Annotated in this window: 15 protein-coding genes; 1 reads left to right on the plus strand and 14 read right to left on the minus strand. The window is 44.0% G+C overall.

Annotated elements, in window-relative coordinates:
- Positions 1-152: 152 nt before the first annotated feature.
- The 4 genes from I4V44_RS08875 to I4V44_RS08890 form a co-directional block, all read right to left on the minus strand.
- Complete coding sequence (locus I4V44_RS08875; protein ID WP_182437868.1) at positions 153-812, minus strand: DUF6465 family protein; 660 nt, start codon at positions 810-812, stop codon at positions 153-155.
- Between the two features lie 223 nt (positions 813-1,035).
- The gene (gene recG, locus I4V44_RS08880) at positions 1,036-3,090 is read right to left on the minus strand and encodes an ATP-dependent DNA helicase RecG (protein WP_055052844.1); all 2,055 of its coding nucleotides are present in this window, start codon (positions 3,088-3,090) and stop codon (positions 1,036-1,038) included.
- Between the two features lie 394 nt (positions 3,091-3,484).
- Positions 3,485-5,119: a DAK2 domain-containing protein gene (locus tag I4V44_RS08885; protein ID WP_055060065.1), complete on the minus strand. Its 1,635-nt coding sequence runs from the start codon at positions 5,117-5,119 to the stop codon at positions 3,485-3,487.
- A 58-nt stretch (positions 5,120-5,177) separates the two neighbouring features.
- A complete protein-coding gene (locus I4V44_RS08890; RefSeq protein WP_020993850.1) occupies positions 5,178-5,537 on the minus strand; it encodes an Asp23/Gls24 family envelope stress response protein in 360 nt (119 codons plus the stop codon).
- A gap of 208 nt (positions 5,538-5,745) precedes the next feature.
- On the opposite strand from I4V44_RS08890, the gene rpmB reads away from it, so the two are divergent.
- Positions 5,746-5,934 (plus strand): 50S ribosomal protein L28, encoded by a 189-nt coding sequence (gene rpmB, locus I4V44_RS08895; protein WP_019161496.1) that lies wholly within the window; start codon positions 5,746-5,748, stop codon positions 5,932-5,934.
- Positions 5,935-6,266: 332 nt separating this feature from the next.
- On the opposite strand, the gene I4V44_RS08900 is transcribed toward rpmB, so the two are convergent.
- From I4V44_RS08900 to ruvA, 10 genes are all read right to left on the minus strand, one after another.
- A complete protein-coding gene (locus I4V44_RS08900) occupies positions 6,267-6,638 on the minus strand; it encodes a GerW family sporulation protein (protein ID WP_020993849.1) in 372 nt (123 codons plus the stop codon).
- 2 nt (positions 6,639-6,640) lie between these two features.
- Positions 6,641-7,669 carry a DUF2953 domain-containing protein gene (locus tag I4V44_RS08905; RefSeq protein ID WP_196002620.1) on the minus strand — a complete coding sequence of 343 codons (1,029 nt, stop codon included), beginning with the start codon at positions 7,667-7,669 and terminating at the stop codon, positions 6,641-6,643.
- A gap of 4 nt (positions 7,670-7,673) precedes the next feature.
- Positions 7,674-7,985, minus strand: coding sequence for a hypothetical protein (locus tag I4V44_RS08910; protein WP_055052846.1), 312 nt, complete (start codon positions 7,983-7,985; stop codon positions 7,674-7,676).
- 104 nt (positions 7,986-8,089) lie between these two features.
- Positions 8,090-8,545 carry an NUDIX hydrolase gene (locus I4V44_RS08915; RefSeq protein ID WP_055060056.1) on the minus strand — a complete coding sequence of 152 codons (456 nt, stop codon included), beginning with the start codon at positions 8,543-8,545 and terminating at the stop codon, positions 8,090-8,092.
- Positions 8,546-8,725: 180 nt separating this feature from the next.
- Entirely contained in the window at positions 8,726-10,228 is a 1,503-nt protein-coding gene (locus I4V44_RS08920; protein ID WP_196002621.1) for a peptidoglycan D,D-transpeptidase FtsI family protein, read from the minus strand.
- Complete coding sequence (locus I4V44_RS08925; protein ID WP_118575212.1) at positions 10,137-11,510, minus strand: FtsW/RodA/SpoVE family cell cycle protein; 1,374 nt, start codon at positions 11,508-11,510, stop codon at positions 10,137-10,139. Before I4V44_RS08925 ends, I4V44_RS08920 begins: the two co-directional genes overlap by 92 nt.
- A gap of 5 nt (positions 11,511-11,515) precedes the next feature.
- Entirely contained in the window at positions 11,516-13,711 is a 2,196-nt protein-coding gene (locus I4V44_RS08930) for a U32 family peptidase (protein WP_118338387.1), read from the minus strand.
- Positions 13,712-13,839: 128 nt separating this feature from the next.
- Positions 13,840-14,247 carry a cell division protein ZapA gene (zapA, locus tag I4V44_RS08935; RefSeq protein WP_008704329.1) on the minus strand — a complete coding sequence of 136 codons (408 nt, stop codon included), beginning with the start codon at positions 14,245-14,247 and terminating at the stop codon, positions 13,840-13,842.
- Positions 14,248-14,381: 134 nt separating this feature from the next.
- Positions 14,382-15,386 (minus strand): Holliday junction branch migration DNA helicase RuvB, encoded by a 1,005-nt coding sequence (gene ruvB, locus I4V44_RS08940; RefSeq protein WP_008704331.1) that lies wholly within the window; start codon positions 15,384-15,386, stop codon positions 14,382-14,384.
- A 79-nt stretch (positions 15,387-15,465) separates the two neighbouring features.
- Positions 15,466-16,074, minus strand: coding sequence for a Holliday junction branch migration protein RuvA (ruvA, locus tag I4V44_RS08945; RefSeq protein ID WP_118587563.1), 609 nt, complete (start codon positions 16,072-16,074; stop codon positions 15,466-15,468).
- Positions 16,075-16,583 lie beyond the last annotated feature (509 nt).

Raw genomic sequence — 16,583 nt, forward strand, 5'->3', positions numbered from 1 at the left:
TTTATGTTATCATCTGAGTTTCTCAATGTCTTAACCTGACAGGTCATTAAACCTGTCTGTGATTACTTCATTACTTATTATTCTGATCATTCTCAAGTAACTGATTTATGTGATTGCCATGAGATTTGAAAATTGTTCTTATTTTTTATATGTCAGATCCACACAGAACCAGTGATATCACCGTTAATTACATAATATGCTTTGTTCTCTTCAGGTTTGATATAAATCTTAATATCTTTGAGATCTTTCTCCTTTTTACCCAGTTCGTCTGTCCAGATTCTTCTGACATTACTTAAAATATTTTTTGTATATACTTCTCTGCCCATGAACTGAATATATACTTCTGCTGTTGCTTCTTTCTTAGTGGTTCTTCTTGTTGTCTTCTTCTCGGCAGCTGTCTCTTCAGCCGGTTTCTCAGCTGTCTTAGCAGGAGCCTTCTTTGTAGTTCTTTTCGTTGTTTTTGTTGGTTTTGCAGCAGTCTTTGTTGTTTTAGCTGTCTCTTTTTTCTCGGCAGCTGTCTCTGTTTCTGCCGGTTTCTTTTCTACAGTGTCTGCTGCTTTAGCTGTTTCTTTCTTCTCGGTTTCTTTCTCTGCTTCTGCTGATTTCTTTTCTGCAGTCTTTCTTGTTCTTCTTGCTGCCGGTTTCTTTGCTGTTGTTTCTTTCTTTACAGTCTCTGTTTCAGCAGTTTCTTTCTTGTTTGCTTCTTTATTTACAGCTACTTCTTCAGCAGTTGTCTTTGCAGGAGCCTCTTTAACTTCGGTTGTCTTCGCAGTGGATGTGTTGAGATCTGCTGTAGTTGCTTTTGTTGCCATATGATTAGCCTCCTTACAAGGTATAAGTATTCGTAACTGCTCAGTTTTGTACAGTTACAGGTATTCTTATGTTACCGAAAATATGATAAACAGTAACATTCTTTTATGAAAATAGAATACTACGAATCTTCTGCTTTTGCAATGTTTTTCTGTTTTTATAATTTAGGCATCTTATGAACAGTAACATGAACAGTATTATTTTTTACTCTGTATCCGTCATTTTCTATAGTCCTAGATTCTGCAGATCTTCCTTCATATATGCCGAGAGTCTCCTCTGAAGTTCCTCATTCTGCGGAAGGCTTAAATCCGCATCAAGGGACAGAATCTCCGAAGCCGTTTCACTAGCAGCTTTCAGGATATCCGCATCCTGATAGATGTCCCCCAGTTTAAATTCCAGCAGACCACTCTGGCGGATTCCAAAAAGATCACCAGGACCGCGAAGCTTCAGATCCTCTCCTGCAATATAAAATCCATCATTGGATTTGTTCAGGATCTGCAGACGTTTAGAAATTTCCTTTGCACCATTTCCCTGCATAAAAATGCAATATGACTGATATTCCCCTCTACCGACACGCCCGCGAAGCTGATGAAGCTGTGCCAGCCCGAAACGCTCGGCATTCTCCACCATCATCACTGTAGCATTAGGCACATTCACTCCTACCTCAACTACAGTAGTAGATACCAGGATCTGAATTTCCCCTGCGGCAAAAGCCTCCATGATCACATTCTTCTCTTTCGCTTTCATCTTTCCATGAAGAGAAGCAATCTTTATATCTGGCGAAAAAACATTGCGAAGCTTCAGGGTATAATCCAGCACATTTTCCCCATCCATCCCTTCGCTCTCCTCCACCATTGGACAGATCACATAAACCTGCCGTCCCTGACGGATCTGCTTCTCCATAAAGGAATAAGCCTTCGGCCTGTAAGAAGTATCCACCACACAATTTTTAATGGGAAGTCTCTGCGCAGGAAGTTCATCAATTACTGAAATATCCAGATCCCCGTATATAATGATCGCCAGCGTCCTTGGAATCGGTGTAGCACTCATCACCAGCACATTAGGCGGGTTTCCCATAGTAGTCAGTGCTTCCCTCTGTTTCACACCAAAACGATGCTGCTCATCTGTAATAACCAGTCCAAGATTATTGTACTGCACTTTTTCCTGAATCAGCGCATGCGTTCCTATCACCAGGTTAGCCTCTTTTGACGCGATCAGCGCATATTTTTCCCTTTTCTCCTTCGCAGTATCTGATCCTGTCAGCAAAACCGGATGCCCAAAATCAATATTCTGTTCCTGCAGCAACTTCTCCATTGCCTGAAAATGCTGCCTTGCAAGAACCTCCGTAGGTGCCATAAGCACTGCCTGATATCCATTCTCCACAGTCATGATCATTGCGAGAAACGCAAGGATCGTCTTACCGCTTCCCACATCTCCCTGCACCAGTCTGGACATCAGGGCCTGGCCGCTTAAATCCCTCTCAATCTCATGCCACACATTCAACTGCGCCTTTGTCAGATCATAGGGCAGACTTTCAATAATCTGCTCTGTCGTCCACACCGGATGCATGGGAAACGCATTCGGTGCTTCCTCCGTCTTCTCTTTCAAAGACTGCACAGCAAGAATAAAAAGAAGAAACTCGTCAAACACCAACCTTCTCCTTGCAGCTAACAGCTCCTGCATATTTTTGGGAAAATGAATCGCAGGAATCGCAAAATTCCTGTCTGCCAGGTGGTACCTCTCCTTATACTCATCTGCCAGATACTCTGCCTGAAGCTTCTGCTCATCAAGCACCTGATGGATCAGCTTCACGATCGTCTTATTAGAAAGCCCCGCAGTCAGTCCATAAATCGGCTGAAGACTGTGCAGAATCTCCTCATAAGCCGCAGGCGTAAAAATCTCAGGGTGCTCCATCTGCAGCTTCCCCTGCTTCCTGACGACACGCCCCCGCAGAACAAACCTGCTGCCTTTCCTGACTGCAGAGCGCAGATACGGTGCATTAAACCACGTAACAGAAATTTTCCCCGTAAGATCTGCCACAGTGGTCGTGATCACCTGAAGATTCCGCACCTGATTCACATACACACCCGTTATAACCGCCACAGAAATCGCCACAACAGCTCCCTCTTCCAGAGACCGGATCTCAACAGGCTCCTCATACGCATCATAATTACGTGGATAATAACTCAGAAGAGATTCCATATCCGTAACTCCTATTTTCGCAAATAACTTTTCCGTTTTCTCCCCCACGCCCTTCAAAGTACGCAAAGATGTTGACATATACCACCGATTCCTTTCTACTACAATATAATTATGAATATCCCTTACAGCCAGTAAAAATTATCTATCTTATCCCTGCAAAAAATAACCAAATCAAGCAACCCTCATTCTTCAATCACAATAATCTGCCGACAATAAACTTCCACTATCCAAATCTCAGGCAGGAAAATATTTGTGTCAGGATGCATTTGCAGGTATCTTAGAGATTCTCATGCTTTTAGCAGATTTTTTTCACCTTAGAATCTCTTAGATGCCGAAACCGCATCCTGACACAAATATTTTCCTGCCGTCCCCTTTTATAATACGAAAACGGATATACCCACCCTCAACAATGGCCTATACCCGTTTTCATCACATGAACTATTCGTTTATCTCTCTCAAAAACTCTATTATCCTACTCTACAGAAATAACATAATAATAAATCGGCTGTCCACCCGCATTCAGTTCCACATCACAATCCGGATAAGCTTCCTCCAGAGCCGTTGCCAGCTCCTCAGCTTCAGCCTCCTCAGTATCAGCACCATAATAAATACTGATCACCTCAGACTCATCATCCACCATCTGGGCAACTGTCTCCTTGGCAACTTCCATGCGGTCCTTGCCAACAGCCAGGATTCCATGATCACCGATACCCATCATATCACCCTCATGGATCTCCTTATCATCAATCCTTGTATCACGCACAGCATACGTGATCTGTCCGGTCTTCACATGTTCGATTGCCTGAAGCATAGCCTCAATATTCTCCGCACTGTTCTTCTCGGGCACATAACTGATCATGGCAGTAATTCCCTGCGGAATGGTCTTAGTCGGCACAACCACGATCTCTTTATCCTCAGTAAGATCCCTTGCCTGGTTTGCAGCAAGAACAATATTCTTATTGTTCGGGAAAATATAAATAGTCTTTGCATTTACTTTTGCAATGGCATTGAGCATATCCTCTGTACTCGGGTTCATCGTCTGACCGCCCTCGATCAGGTAATCCACACCCAGTTCCTTAAAGATCTCTGTCATTCCCTTTCCCACAGATACGGAAATAAAGCCTACTTCCTTCGGCGGCTGTGCTGCTTCTTCTTTTTCTTCCTGTTCTGCCTGCTCTTTCGCCATTTTCTCGGCATCCTTTATAAGCTTCTCCTGATGCTCCTCACGCATATTGTCGATCTTCATACGTGAAAGTGCACCAAAGGTAAGGGCTTTCTCAATAGCCTGTCCGGGATGATTGGTATGAACATGAACCTTCACGATCTCGTCATCTGCAACAAGCACAATAGAATCACCAAGGGACATCAGGAATTTCTTAAATTCATGCTCTGTCTCCTCGGACATCGGCTGGTTCAGAAGAATAATAAACTCTGTACAATAACCAAATTTAATATCAGCCTCTGTCTGTGCATCGATCTTAGTCACAGCAGGACCTTTTGCTTTGTCAAACTGTGTATAATCAATCTCTTTGCCAAGGAAACCATCATATGCACCATGGTATACTTCCAGAAGTCCCTGTCCACCGGAATCCACTACTCCTGCTTCTTTCAGAACCGGCAGCATCTCCGGTGTCTTTGCCAGAGTTTCCTCCGCATGAGCGATCACACTCTGGAAAAATGTATCCAGATCCTCTGCTGTCTCCGCAAGCTCTACAGCCTTGGCAGCAGCCTCTCTTGCAACAGTAAGGATTGTTCCTTCCTTCGGTTTCATGACTGCCTTATATGCAGTCTCCACACCTTTCTCCATGGCTGCCGCGATATCAATGGCATCCAGTTCCTTACTGTTCTTAACACTTCTGGTAAAACCACGCAGAAGCTGAGAAAGAATAACACCTGAGTTACCTCTTGCACCGCGCAGAGAACCGGAAGAAATCGCCTTGGCCAGTGACTCCATGTCAGGCTCTCCCAGAGAACCTACTTCTGCTGCTGCTGCCATGATCGTCATTGTCATATTGGTTCCTGTATCTCCATCCGGTACCGGAAATACGTTCAGTTCGTTGATCCATTCTTTTTTAGCTTCCAGATTCTTGGCTCCTGCAAGAAACATCCTGGAAAGTATTCTGGCATCTATGGTTTTGTTATTCACCACAAGTTCCTCCTCTATCCTAATCAATTGCGCGTACACCTTCTACATAAATATCGATCTTATCGATCTCCATTCCTGTAAAGGCCTCGACTTTATATTTGACATTGCTGACAAGGTTGTCTGCAATTGTACTTATATTCACGCCATATGCCACAATAACATGGAAATTCAGGCGGATTTTATTGTCCTCTGTAATTCTGACGCTGATGCCATGTTTCAGGCTGTTCTTTCCAAGAAGCTTTACCAGTCCGTCCTTCATACTGACTGCAGCCATGCCTACGATACCAAAACATTCTACAGCAACGCTTCCTGCGTAGGTTGCGATTACATCTGTGTCAATTATGATCTGACCTAATCCGGAATCTATACGTCCATTCATATGGTTACCTCCAATGCTCATTATTGTATGTAAGTGTATTATAACCTCTTTTCACAGAAAAAGAAATATAATTTTTGAGTTTTTTCCTTTTTTTGCTTGCAAAAGCACAATTCATCTGTTACAATGTAATCTGTTGAACACAAGGTTACTGTTCAGACGCTATGCACACAGCACGACAGTAACAATAAAGCGTCAAGGAGGTGCTATCATGGCTAAATGTGCAATCTGTGAGAAAGCTGCTCATTTCGGAAATAATGTAAGTCATTCACATAGAAGATCCAATAAAATGTGGAAATCTAACGTAAAATCCGTTAAAATCAAGACTGCTGAGGGTGGAGCTAGAAAGACATATGTATGTACTTCTTGCTTAAGATCCGGTAAAGTAGAAAGAGCATAATAACACCATTACCCCTGTTGCAACAGGGGTATTTTTTTTGCAAAAAAGACTGTCCCTCTGTTCAGATATTCTTTACCGAATATTCTGCCTGAGCTGACAGTCTTTTTTATTTCATATGTCAAACGGGATATTCGCAATCTTCTGTAAAGTTAATGACAGAAAAGATGATATCCCAACAACAGGAAAACTCCGGCCGAAACCACCAGAACCACATTTTCTGCGATCAGCATCCCGATTATCATCCCAATCCCTATGAAAAACAGCATAAAGCCGAACAGCTTTTCCAATTCTTCTGCACCTTTTTCATCGGTTTGCTATAGTCTATGCAAAAATTATTTTTCTGATTCGCCGACAGATTCTTCGTCACCTTTTCCGGAGGTAAAACGGTCTACAAAATCCGGAACCATATCAAGGATCTTGGTGAGACCATCCTGATTTTTCACATTGACCAGCTTTGTTGTTCCATTCTGGATCACAAGCACTGCACAGGGAGTCATCTTTCCTGCCATTCCGCCGCCGCCGTTATCCTTCTTCTCTCCTGAAAAAGCACCGGCACCTACACCGAAAGATACATCCATCAGAGGAAGAATGATCGTATCGCCTACATGGATTGCCTCTCCTACCACTGTTTTCGCAGAAATAAAACTGTCCATTCCCTTGAATAATGAATTTACGGTTTCTTTAAAATTGTTTTCATTTGCCATGGTCATGCCCTCCTGGTTTTCCAACGTTTTATAACGTATTTTATATTTTTATTGAAATAAATACTCACTGCTGCCCGCACAGGAACAAATCCGTAGATCCTGCCTTTTGCCCTGATGTTTCCATACAGATAATTCTCACTGTCAAAACGGGGATTGATCTGTATACAGTTTTTGTGAAATGGAATTGTCATCCCAAGTACAGCAAGTGCCGCACCTGTCAGCGCCGGATCTTCAAAAGAAAAAGTAACCTGCCCTTCTATCCTTGTAGGAAAAATATGCTTAAGCAAAAATTTTCCATGTTTCCATACAAGTTTTCTGGCAGCTGTCACTCTGGGATGTTCTATAAACGCCTTCCACCAAGACACATTCTTCTTAATCTTCCCGAATGTCCTGCGGATATTTTGCAGTTTTGTACGAATCGACTGAAATATATTTCGGATCCGGTCATAGATCCTTTTTATAAAAAACTGCCTCTTCTTTAGACTATTCCGATCTGTATCATCTGCATTCAGTTCCTGCTGTCCGGATATCTGACTGTTTCTGATCCTCTCTGTATCAGCAGATGTATCTGAAGCTGAATTTCTGTCTGTTTTCAGATCCTCAGTCTCCATATTCTCTGATTTCGGGTGATCAACCACTGATTTTTTATGCTCTTCTTCCCTGTTTCCGTCTGTGCCGGATACAGATACCTTTTCTGCGCCGGATTTCTCCGAATTTTTCCCGGATTTCTTTGTTATATACCTCTTCTCCTGCCGTTTTTTCAACAACTTGTCTACGGGAATTCCAAACAGATGAAAGGATATCTCCATCTGCTGATCTTTCCATTCCGCTCTCAGCGAAATCCCATGAAACAGCCAGCTTACGATACCCTCTCCCTCTGTCTTTTTCCAGCCACCTTCTGCCTTGACAGCTGATGCCTTATATCTTACAGGACAGAACAGTACAAGAAGAACTGCCAGTAAAAGAAGGCCCAGCAGAATTCCCAGGATGATCAGTATAAATTTAAGGATCAGCCATAAAATATGTAACATATTCTCACCTGTTTTCTATATATTCAGCTGTTGCGAAGGTTCCCGTTTCCCTGTACATTTCATCGATCAGACTTCGCACCATCTCCAGGGCTTCCTCTTTGCCCTTCGCCATTCCTATGATCTTCGGACAGATTCCATAAAAGCTCTTCTGTATCAGCATTGCTGCAGGAATAATATCCATCAGATTCACAGGATTCTCTGACAGAGTAAGGAGATAAATGCCCAGAACCGGTTTTCCGCTGTTCAGTTTCTTTTTTATCTTCTCAGGATCCTTTACAGATTCCCCTGCAAGAAAATTCTCCTGCCATTTCAGCATCTTACACCCTCTCCCGTTTCTATAACACTTCAGTTACAGTATTTCCATTTTCTCCAAAATTTAAACCGGGCTGCGTTGCAAAAAAACACAGCCCTGTTCTCTCGTTAATAATACTTATGCTGTTTTCCCCAGAGTCCATTGCTCCTCATCTCCAGATATTCCTGATAAGCACGCTCTACGATCTGCTTCTCGTTTGAAAACCTCAGCAGATGATAGATCTCATGAAATTTATAATATCCGGAATCTACAAAAAACTCCTCTCTCTGGGGCTTACTATGATAATTATCCGCAGTCATAAGATACCAGTGTACCTCTTTGGAAACCACGTCCTCCGGAACGGTAAAGTTATATTGGCTCTTTCCGATGTATTTCACAATGGTCGCACGCACTCCAGCCTCTTCCATCACTTCCCGCAATGCTGTCTGTTCATGCGTTTCGCCTGGTTCCACTGTTCCTTTCGGCAATACCCAGCCCTCATAACGGTTCCTGTAAGATTTATACAAAGTAAGAATCTTACCCCGATGAATTACCACACCGCCACAGCTCGTTGCTTCTATCATAATGCAATCCCTCCTGTTTTGCGTGGTATTATAAACTGAGTATAGTATATCTCTTTTTTTCCAAACCCGCAAGCTATAAATATCATTTCATAACATATTACCGATTAATTAGTTACTGTTCACTCCGTTCACAGTAACGTAGCCAAAATTCATTCCAGATTGCCTGCAACATGGAATTTATTATTGCTTGTCATAATAATACGCATCAAATATCTGCTCTGCGATGGGCACTGCTGCTTCACTTCCGGTACCGCCATTCTCAACAATGATCGCAACTACCAAATCCGGATCATCCACGTTGGAATAACCGATAAACCAGGAATGACTGGAACCATTCTCATCAAATTCCGCTGATCCGGTCTTGCCTGCCACTGTATATCCTCTTCCGTTCAGAGCCGATGCGGTTCCGTTTTCCACAACACCTTTCATAAGCTTTCCAAGGATATTCGCCTCATTTGTTGCCATCAGACGTTTATAGCTCTCCGGCTCTGTTGTCTTCACTGTCTCTCCGTCTGAACTTACAACAGAATCAATGAGATAAGGCTTCATGAGCTCCCCGCCATTGGCGATCGCACTGGTAATCAGCGCCATATGCATAGGTGATACCAACGTATTACCCTGTCCGATGGCAGTCTGCATAACCTCTGCAACAGAAGATTTTCCATTTAATGTAAAAGTACTCTTTTTATAGGAAGAAAGCGGAAGACTCTTATTAAAAAGAAGATCCTCGGCTGTTTTTTTCAGAGAACTGCCTCCGAGCATGGTTCCGATCTCTGCAAATGCACTGTTACAGGAATTGGCAAAAGCACTGTAAAAATCTTCCTGTCCATGAACAGTTCCGCCATAGCACCGGATCGTATGATCTTCTCTGGTAATACTTCCCTCACAGAGATAGGAAAATCCCTCCAGACTGCCCTTGGTTCTGAAATAGTCCAGGGCAGTTACCACCTTAAATGTAGATCCCGGAGGATAGGCTCCGTTTGTAGCTCTGTTCAACAGACTGCTGTCATTAGAATCATTCACCAGTGTGTCCCAGTTCTGGGAAATAGTATTCGGGTCAAAGTCCGGTCTGCTCATTTCCACCAGAATCTTACCTGTAGAGGGTTCTATGGCAACAACCGCCCCTCTCCTGTCACCAAGTGCATTATAGGCAGTTGACTGAAGATCTGCGTTTAACGTCGTGATCACAGAATCACCCGTATTTTTCTGATTCTTAAACTCATTTTTCATTTGGTTCAGGAAAAATTCATGAGAAGTCAGAAGCTGGAAGTTCGCCTCTGATTCCAGTCCGCTTTTTCCATTAGTGTCATATCCGACTACATGAGCGAACATATTTGCATAGGGATAAGTACGTTCCTCTGTTCCGTCTTCGTAAACATTGGTCTGGGCAAGCACCTGCCCATCTGCAGATATGATCTTACCTCTTACAACCCTGTCTGAAAAAGTATCCTGCCTTGTATTATAGGGACTATTGATAAAATCATCGCTCTTTGCATAATTAAAGTAGATCAGATATCCGATCATACTGACAAAGATCAGCACAAAAAAGCAGGATACCAGTGTATACTCTCTGTTACGGGGCCTTCTCTTTTCAGAAATCTCCCGGGCTTTGCGCTTCTGGCGCTTCTTCAACTCTCTGCGCCGTTCCTTTTCTTCGATATCTCTCAATTTCTTCGTCCTCATCTTCTCTCAAAATATACAATCCCTGAATGATCGCCAGCATCAGTACTGTACACGCGACAGAACTTCCTCCATAGCTGACCAGAGGAAGAGTTACACCTGTCATAGGGATAAATTTCGTTGCTCCGCCAATTGTCAGAAATACCTGAAATGCATATTCCGTACCAAGTCCAAGTGCGATCAGTTTGTAGAATGGTTTCTTAATCTTAAGCGCAATATTTACGATCATCAAAAAGAAACTCATACATACCAAAATCAGGCAGATTGCAAAAATCCCACCCAGTTCCTCACAGATTGCACTGAATATAAAGTCATTCTTGACAACAGGGATCTTCTCAGGCGAACCCTGACACAATCCCATTCCAAACCATCCGCCGGTTCCAATGGCAAACAGTGACTGGACGATCTGGTATCCTTCATTCTGATATACCGCCATGGGATCCTTCCAGGCTGTTACTCTCTGACGCACATGGCCAAACAGATGATATGCGACAACTGCCCCTGCAGATCCGCCTGCAAGACCAAGTGCCAGATATCCCACATTTCTGGATGCCACATAAATCATCACAAGATATGCCGCAAAGAAGATCACTGCACTTCCAAGGTCTCTGGAAAGTACAAGAATCCCCACATGCAGTCCCGCCACTACCGTAGTCTGGATCACTTTTGAAAAATCAGCACCTTTTCTCAGCAATGCCGCCATAAAGAACACAAATGTAATCTTTATCGCCTCTGAAGGCTGGATTCCCATCAGGGAAAGTTTTGCTCCATAGCTTGTCTTTGCAAGCACAAATACCGCCGCCAGCAAAACGATTCCGATTCCCGCATAAACCCATGTCAGGTCCTTGAGAAATTTCATCTTCCTGATCAGGACAGGTACGATCAATGCCACCACATTTACGCCTGCCACGATCACCAGCTGTCTGGTAGCTGTGGAAACATCCAGCCTGCACAGCATAATAAATCCTACGCTGAGAAGCATGCACATATTGTTGAGCAGTAAAATCGATGCTTTCTTATAAAAAATCCTGTACAAAATCTGGATTCCCGCAAAAAATGCCATCATTTCGATATAAAACAACACGACCTGAAACTTACCTGTCTTCAGGTAGATGACCAGAAACGCAGTGAAATCCATAAAAAAGATAAGCATCAGCTGCTGGCGCAGCGATTCGTTTCTCTCCTCCTCACTCTGCTGTTTCACCAGATAGAAACAGTGAAAGGTATAAATCACCATCAGGGTAAGGATCACATACTTGGATAATTCTACAATTACATTAATCATATGCCTTACTCGGCTCCTCTTTTAAAATGTCCCTTTGTATATTCCCGTTTCGGAGGATTCTTCCCATCACGATAAACATCTCTGAACTCTTCATATATCTTCACCGCATCCTGAGGCTTCTCAATGGTAAATGCAAGTCTCAGGGAAGAGACACCAAGTCTGTCTATCTGTGATTTCTCTTTCAACAGGCCGTAAGGGATACTGTTGTAAATGATATTATAGCAGGGTATACAGAAATCTGTATTCTCAGTTTTCCATGGGTTACATATACATTTCGCCGTAAATTCTTTATCGTAACGGTCTTTTAAAGTTACCCCTTCTTCCTTATGATTACATCCGTAAAGATTTTTATGCACACACTGGGCCGATATCATAAGAGGCAGATATCCGTAGATCAGCATCTCGCTGTCCCGGTTATCTCTGTGGCGGATTTCCCCTTCGTTCAGCTCAAGCGGTACCGTATTTCTGAGGACTTTCTGATCTTTCCAGAAATCAGCAGCTTCATCATTCCATGTATACATACTGTGATCCAGAACACATTTCTCAGCCAGACCTGCCTTTCGCAGAACTGCAAAAGTCTCCAGATTTCTTACCAGAAATCCTGTCATTCCTCTGTCCATCCACTCTCTGATCCTGGTGAGAAGCTCCCGGGGCATCTCACCTCTCATAATATGCGGAAGAGACAGATACATCTCCATTCCTCTGCTTACACAGTCATCCAGGCAGACCTCCATGGCATCAGCGTTCAGATACATTCCATGTATCCCCTCTCTTTTATATAACGCCAGTGCAGTGGATTTTTCTTCACAGGAAATATAAATCGGAAGATTTTTCTGCTTTGGCGAATCTGCTTTTCTTCCGGCATCCTCTGATAAGCGTTTCTTCCCATTATTTTCTTCTCTCTTATATGGTTTGAGCAATTCATTTTCCAGAGATTCCAGTGCCTCTCTTCTCGCCTCATTCAGCATTTTCATCGGGATAAAAATATTCTCATCCATCTGGATTTCCAGATTTTCCCACTCATATTCTGTATTTCCAAGCTTCTCCATCTGTGAACGGATGCGCTCCTCTGTCAGCGGCTGGTTCTGCGCATACTGTACCTCACCCACAGACGCAAATCCATGGATTCCCCTGCATGACACATCCAGTATAGCAGGACTTCCCGGAAAAAGAATGAATGTTCCCTGAATTTTTTCTTTCTTTTTTCTTAATACAGGACTGACATCTCCTGTTTTCTTCTCATTGCTGAATGCCATCATGGACGGACCATTCTGCATCTGATAATAACCGGTACAGGAACCTCCCCTGTTAAACAGATCCAGCAGATATCTCTTATCCTCCTCTGCTACCCTGTAATTCTCAGCTCCCTTCTCAAAAAGAAGATCCAGGTACTTCCGATATACAGAAGTTACCCCTGCTGTATATCCCGGCTGCTTCATCCTGCCCTCTATCTTAAGAGAAGTAACTCCAGCCTCCAGAATCTGCGGAAGAATCTCTATCGTAGAAATATCTTTCAGACTCAGAGGACATAGTTCTTGCGCTTTCCTTTTCTCTGACCGTCTGCCATTTTCCCCGCAACAAAGCGCCGTCTGGTAAGGCAGACGGCAAGGCTGTGCACACCTTCCTCTGTTACCGCTTCTTCCACCCAGGATACTGCTCATCAGGCACTGTCCTGAATAACTGTAACATAAAGCTCCATGGACAAAAGATTCAATCTCGATAGGACTTGTCTCATGCATCCTCCGGATTTCCTCAAGGGAAAGCTCTCTGGCAGTTACCACTCTGGAAGCACCCTGTTCTTCCAGAAACTTCATCCCCTCCGGACCTGTCACAGTCATCTGCGTGCTGGCATGAAGATGCATACCCGGAAACATCTCCCTGATCATCTTAAACACACCCATATCCTGAACGATCACCGCATCCAGACCTTCCTTATAATATGGAAGCAGATAATCATACAACTGTTCAGACAGTTCCCTGTTCTTCAACAGCGTATTCACTGTCAGATAAAGTTTCCTGCCATGGATATGAGCAGTATCAATGGCACGCAAAAGCTCTTCCTCTCCGAAATTCTTCGCATAGGCCCGCGCGCCAAAGGCTGCTCCCCCTACATAAACCGCATCTGCACCTGCACCGATCGCTGCCTCAAATCCCTCATAGGAACCGGCAGGTGCCAGAAGTTCAATCTCTTCTCTTCTCAATTCTATACCTCACGTTTTCTATAACAGTCATCTTAAATGCATTATTTATGAGCATTGCTATAATATTCAAATCGAATACATATGAAACAAATCATAAAGGGGAAATCACCGAAGTAATCCCCCCTCTGTTATTTCAGCAGCTCATCAATCTGCTTTTCCAGTTCCTTATTCTTTCCCTCCAGAAGGCTCTTCTGTTCCAGGGCTTCCTGTTCATGCTTCTGCGCTTCCTCAATCTGCATACGAAGCGAGATCAGCTCATGCTTCAGATCATACATCTCCTGATCCTTCTGCTGTAAATCCTGTTCAAAAACCTCCGCCTGTTTCTTTGCCTTAAAATAGTCATCTGTAATATTCAGGCTGATAAGTGTATGCTTGGTCTCCATGGGCTGTCTGCTGTAACCCGGCATAGCACTTAACTCATCCATCTTTTTATTTATATAGGATGCTACTTTCTGAAAATATTCTTCCGATTCATAGCCTCCCAGCGTAATAATCTTACCACCTATGATTACCTTTGCTGTATTTTTGACCGCCATCCGTACGAGCCTCCTGTATCTTCCTTCAATCTGCCCGGAACCCCGGACATTTACTTCATTATACTCGAAAGCAGTCGAAATGTATAGGAATTTTTAAAAAACTTTTACTTTTTTATATTTTTACGCCCTTAACTTCAGTTTTTCTCCGGCATCTGATAGCCCAGATGCTCATACGCAAGCGCCGATGCCATACGTCCTCTCGGCGTACGGTTCAGGAATCCATTCTGCAGCAGATAAGGCTCATACACATCCTCCAGCGTACCGGAATCCTCCCCTATCGCCGCAGCCAGAGTCTCCAGTCCCACAGGACCACCCTGAAAATTCACGATCATAGTCTGAAGAATCCTTCTGTCAATCTTATCCAGACCATACTGATCCACTTCCAGAAGATTCAGCGCAAAACACGCCACATCATAAGTAATCCGTCCATCATACTTCACCTGCGCAAAATCACGAACCCTCTTCAGCAGACGGTTGGCAAGCCTCGGAGTTCCCCTGGATCTCTTGGCAATCTCAGCCGCACCCTTCTCATCAATCTCCACTCCAAGAACCTGAGCAGAACGGATAATGATCGTCTTAAGCTCCTCATGAGTATAAAACTCCAGATGATGCATCACACCAAAACGGTCACGAAGAGGTGCAGACAGAAGTCCTGCCCTGGTAGTCGCCCCCACCAGTGTAAACTTCGGCAAATCCAGACGTATAGACCTGGCAGAAGCTCCCTTCCCGATCATAATATCAATAGCATAATCCTCCATAGCAGGATAAAGGACCTCCTCCACCTGCCTGTTCAGGCGGTGGATCTCATCCACAAACAGAATATCTCCCTCCTGCAGATTATTAAGGATTGCAGCCATCTCCCCCGGCTTCTCAATAGCCGGCCCGGAAGTCACCTTCATATGAACCCCCATCTCATTGGCAATAATCCCCGAAAGAGTAGTCTTACCAAGCCCCGGAGGACCATAAAACAAAACATGATCCAATGCATCATGCCTCTGCTTCGCAGCCTCTATATAAACCTTCAAAGTACTCTTGGTCTTCTCCTGACCAATATAATCATCCAACGTCTGCGGCCGGAGATTCCCCTCCAGAGAAAAATCCTCCTCCGTCACATCCGTAGTTATAATACGTTTCTCCATCTGTTACCCATCCTAACCTATAACAATTCTATAACAATACAGGCAATCCAATCTACCAGAGCGTAAAGTCCTGCTTCAGTTAAAAATTCTTCAGCGCAGCCTTCAAAAGACCTTCCACATCATCCGGCGGCACATCCGTAACCTTACGCACCGCACGAAGCGCATCCGCACTGCTGTATCCCAGCGCAACCAGAGCCTCAACAGCCTCCTGCCTGCCATCCGAAACCTCACCGGCTCCCACTGCTGCCCTCTCCTGCTCATGAGCCAGCTTCAATTCAAACGCATCCTCCAGCTTCATCTTATCCTTCAGCTCAAGAATCAGCTTCTGAGCCGTCTTCTTCCCGATACCCGGAGCCTTCGACAACGTCTTCACATCATCCGAAAGAATTGCAAACCTCAATTCATCCGCTGTAATCCCCGCCAGAACTCCCAGCGCAGCCTTCGGCCCCACACCATTCACGCCAAGAAGCAGCTTAAACATCTGCAGATCATCCTTAGCCCTGAACCCATACAGCTTCATGGCATCCTCTCTCACACTAAAATAAGTATGGACCTTCACATCCTCCCCCATACGAATCTCAGACAAATCTGCCCCCGTCATATATATCTCATAACCAATCCCCCCGGCCTCAACAACCACCGAGTTCTCAGTCATATCCACAGTCATTCCATGAACAAACGCAATCATGATACATCCTCCGTCCCACAGCAATCCTCTCCAACATCACATCTGAGCAGATCACCACAAAATTCATCACTTCCGATTCATCATACCACATCCCACCCCATAACGCAAACATATATTCGCGTACACTGTTCGCACACCTTGCGAAACAGTTACTGTTCACTCCGTTCACAGTAACTTAGCCAAAATTCATTCCAGATTGCCTGCGGCAATGGAATTTTGGCTTGTATGTCTCGGGATTTTGGCATATTCATGCCAAAACACCTCGCGGGATAGTGGTGTGTGAACAGTAACGCGAAACAACCAGTAAACAGCGCGGGGCATTATTTCGGTTTGGGTGAATTTTGCAGGAAGCGTAGTAACTCTTAGTTCCGGGAAATCTGCGTTATTCGAAAAATGCTCACTGTCTGAGCCGCTTCGCGGCGAGTTTGAGCATTTTTCGAATGCTTTTAGCAGATTTTCCGAAACTTAGAGTTCCTAGCTTCCGAAACTGAACCCAAACCGAAATAATG

The organism is Blautia sp. 1001283B150304_161114_C9 (assembly GCF_015668165.1).
Lineage (GTDB): Bacteria > Bacillota > Clostridia > Lachnospirales > Lachnospiraceae > Blautia_A > Blautia_A wexlerae.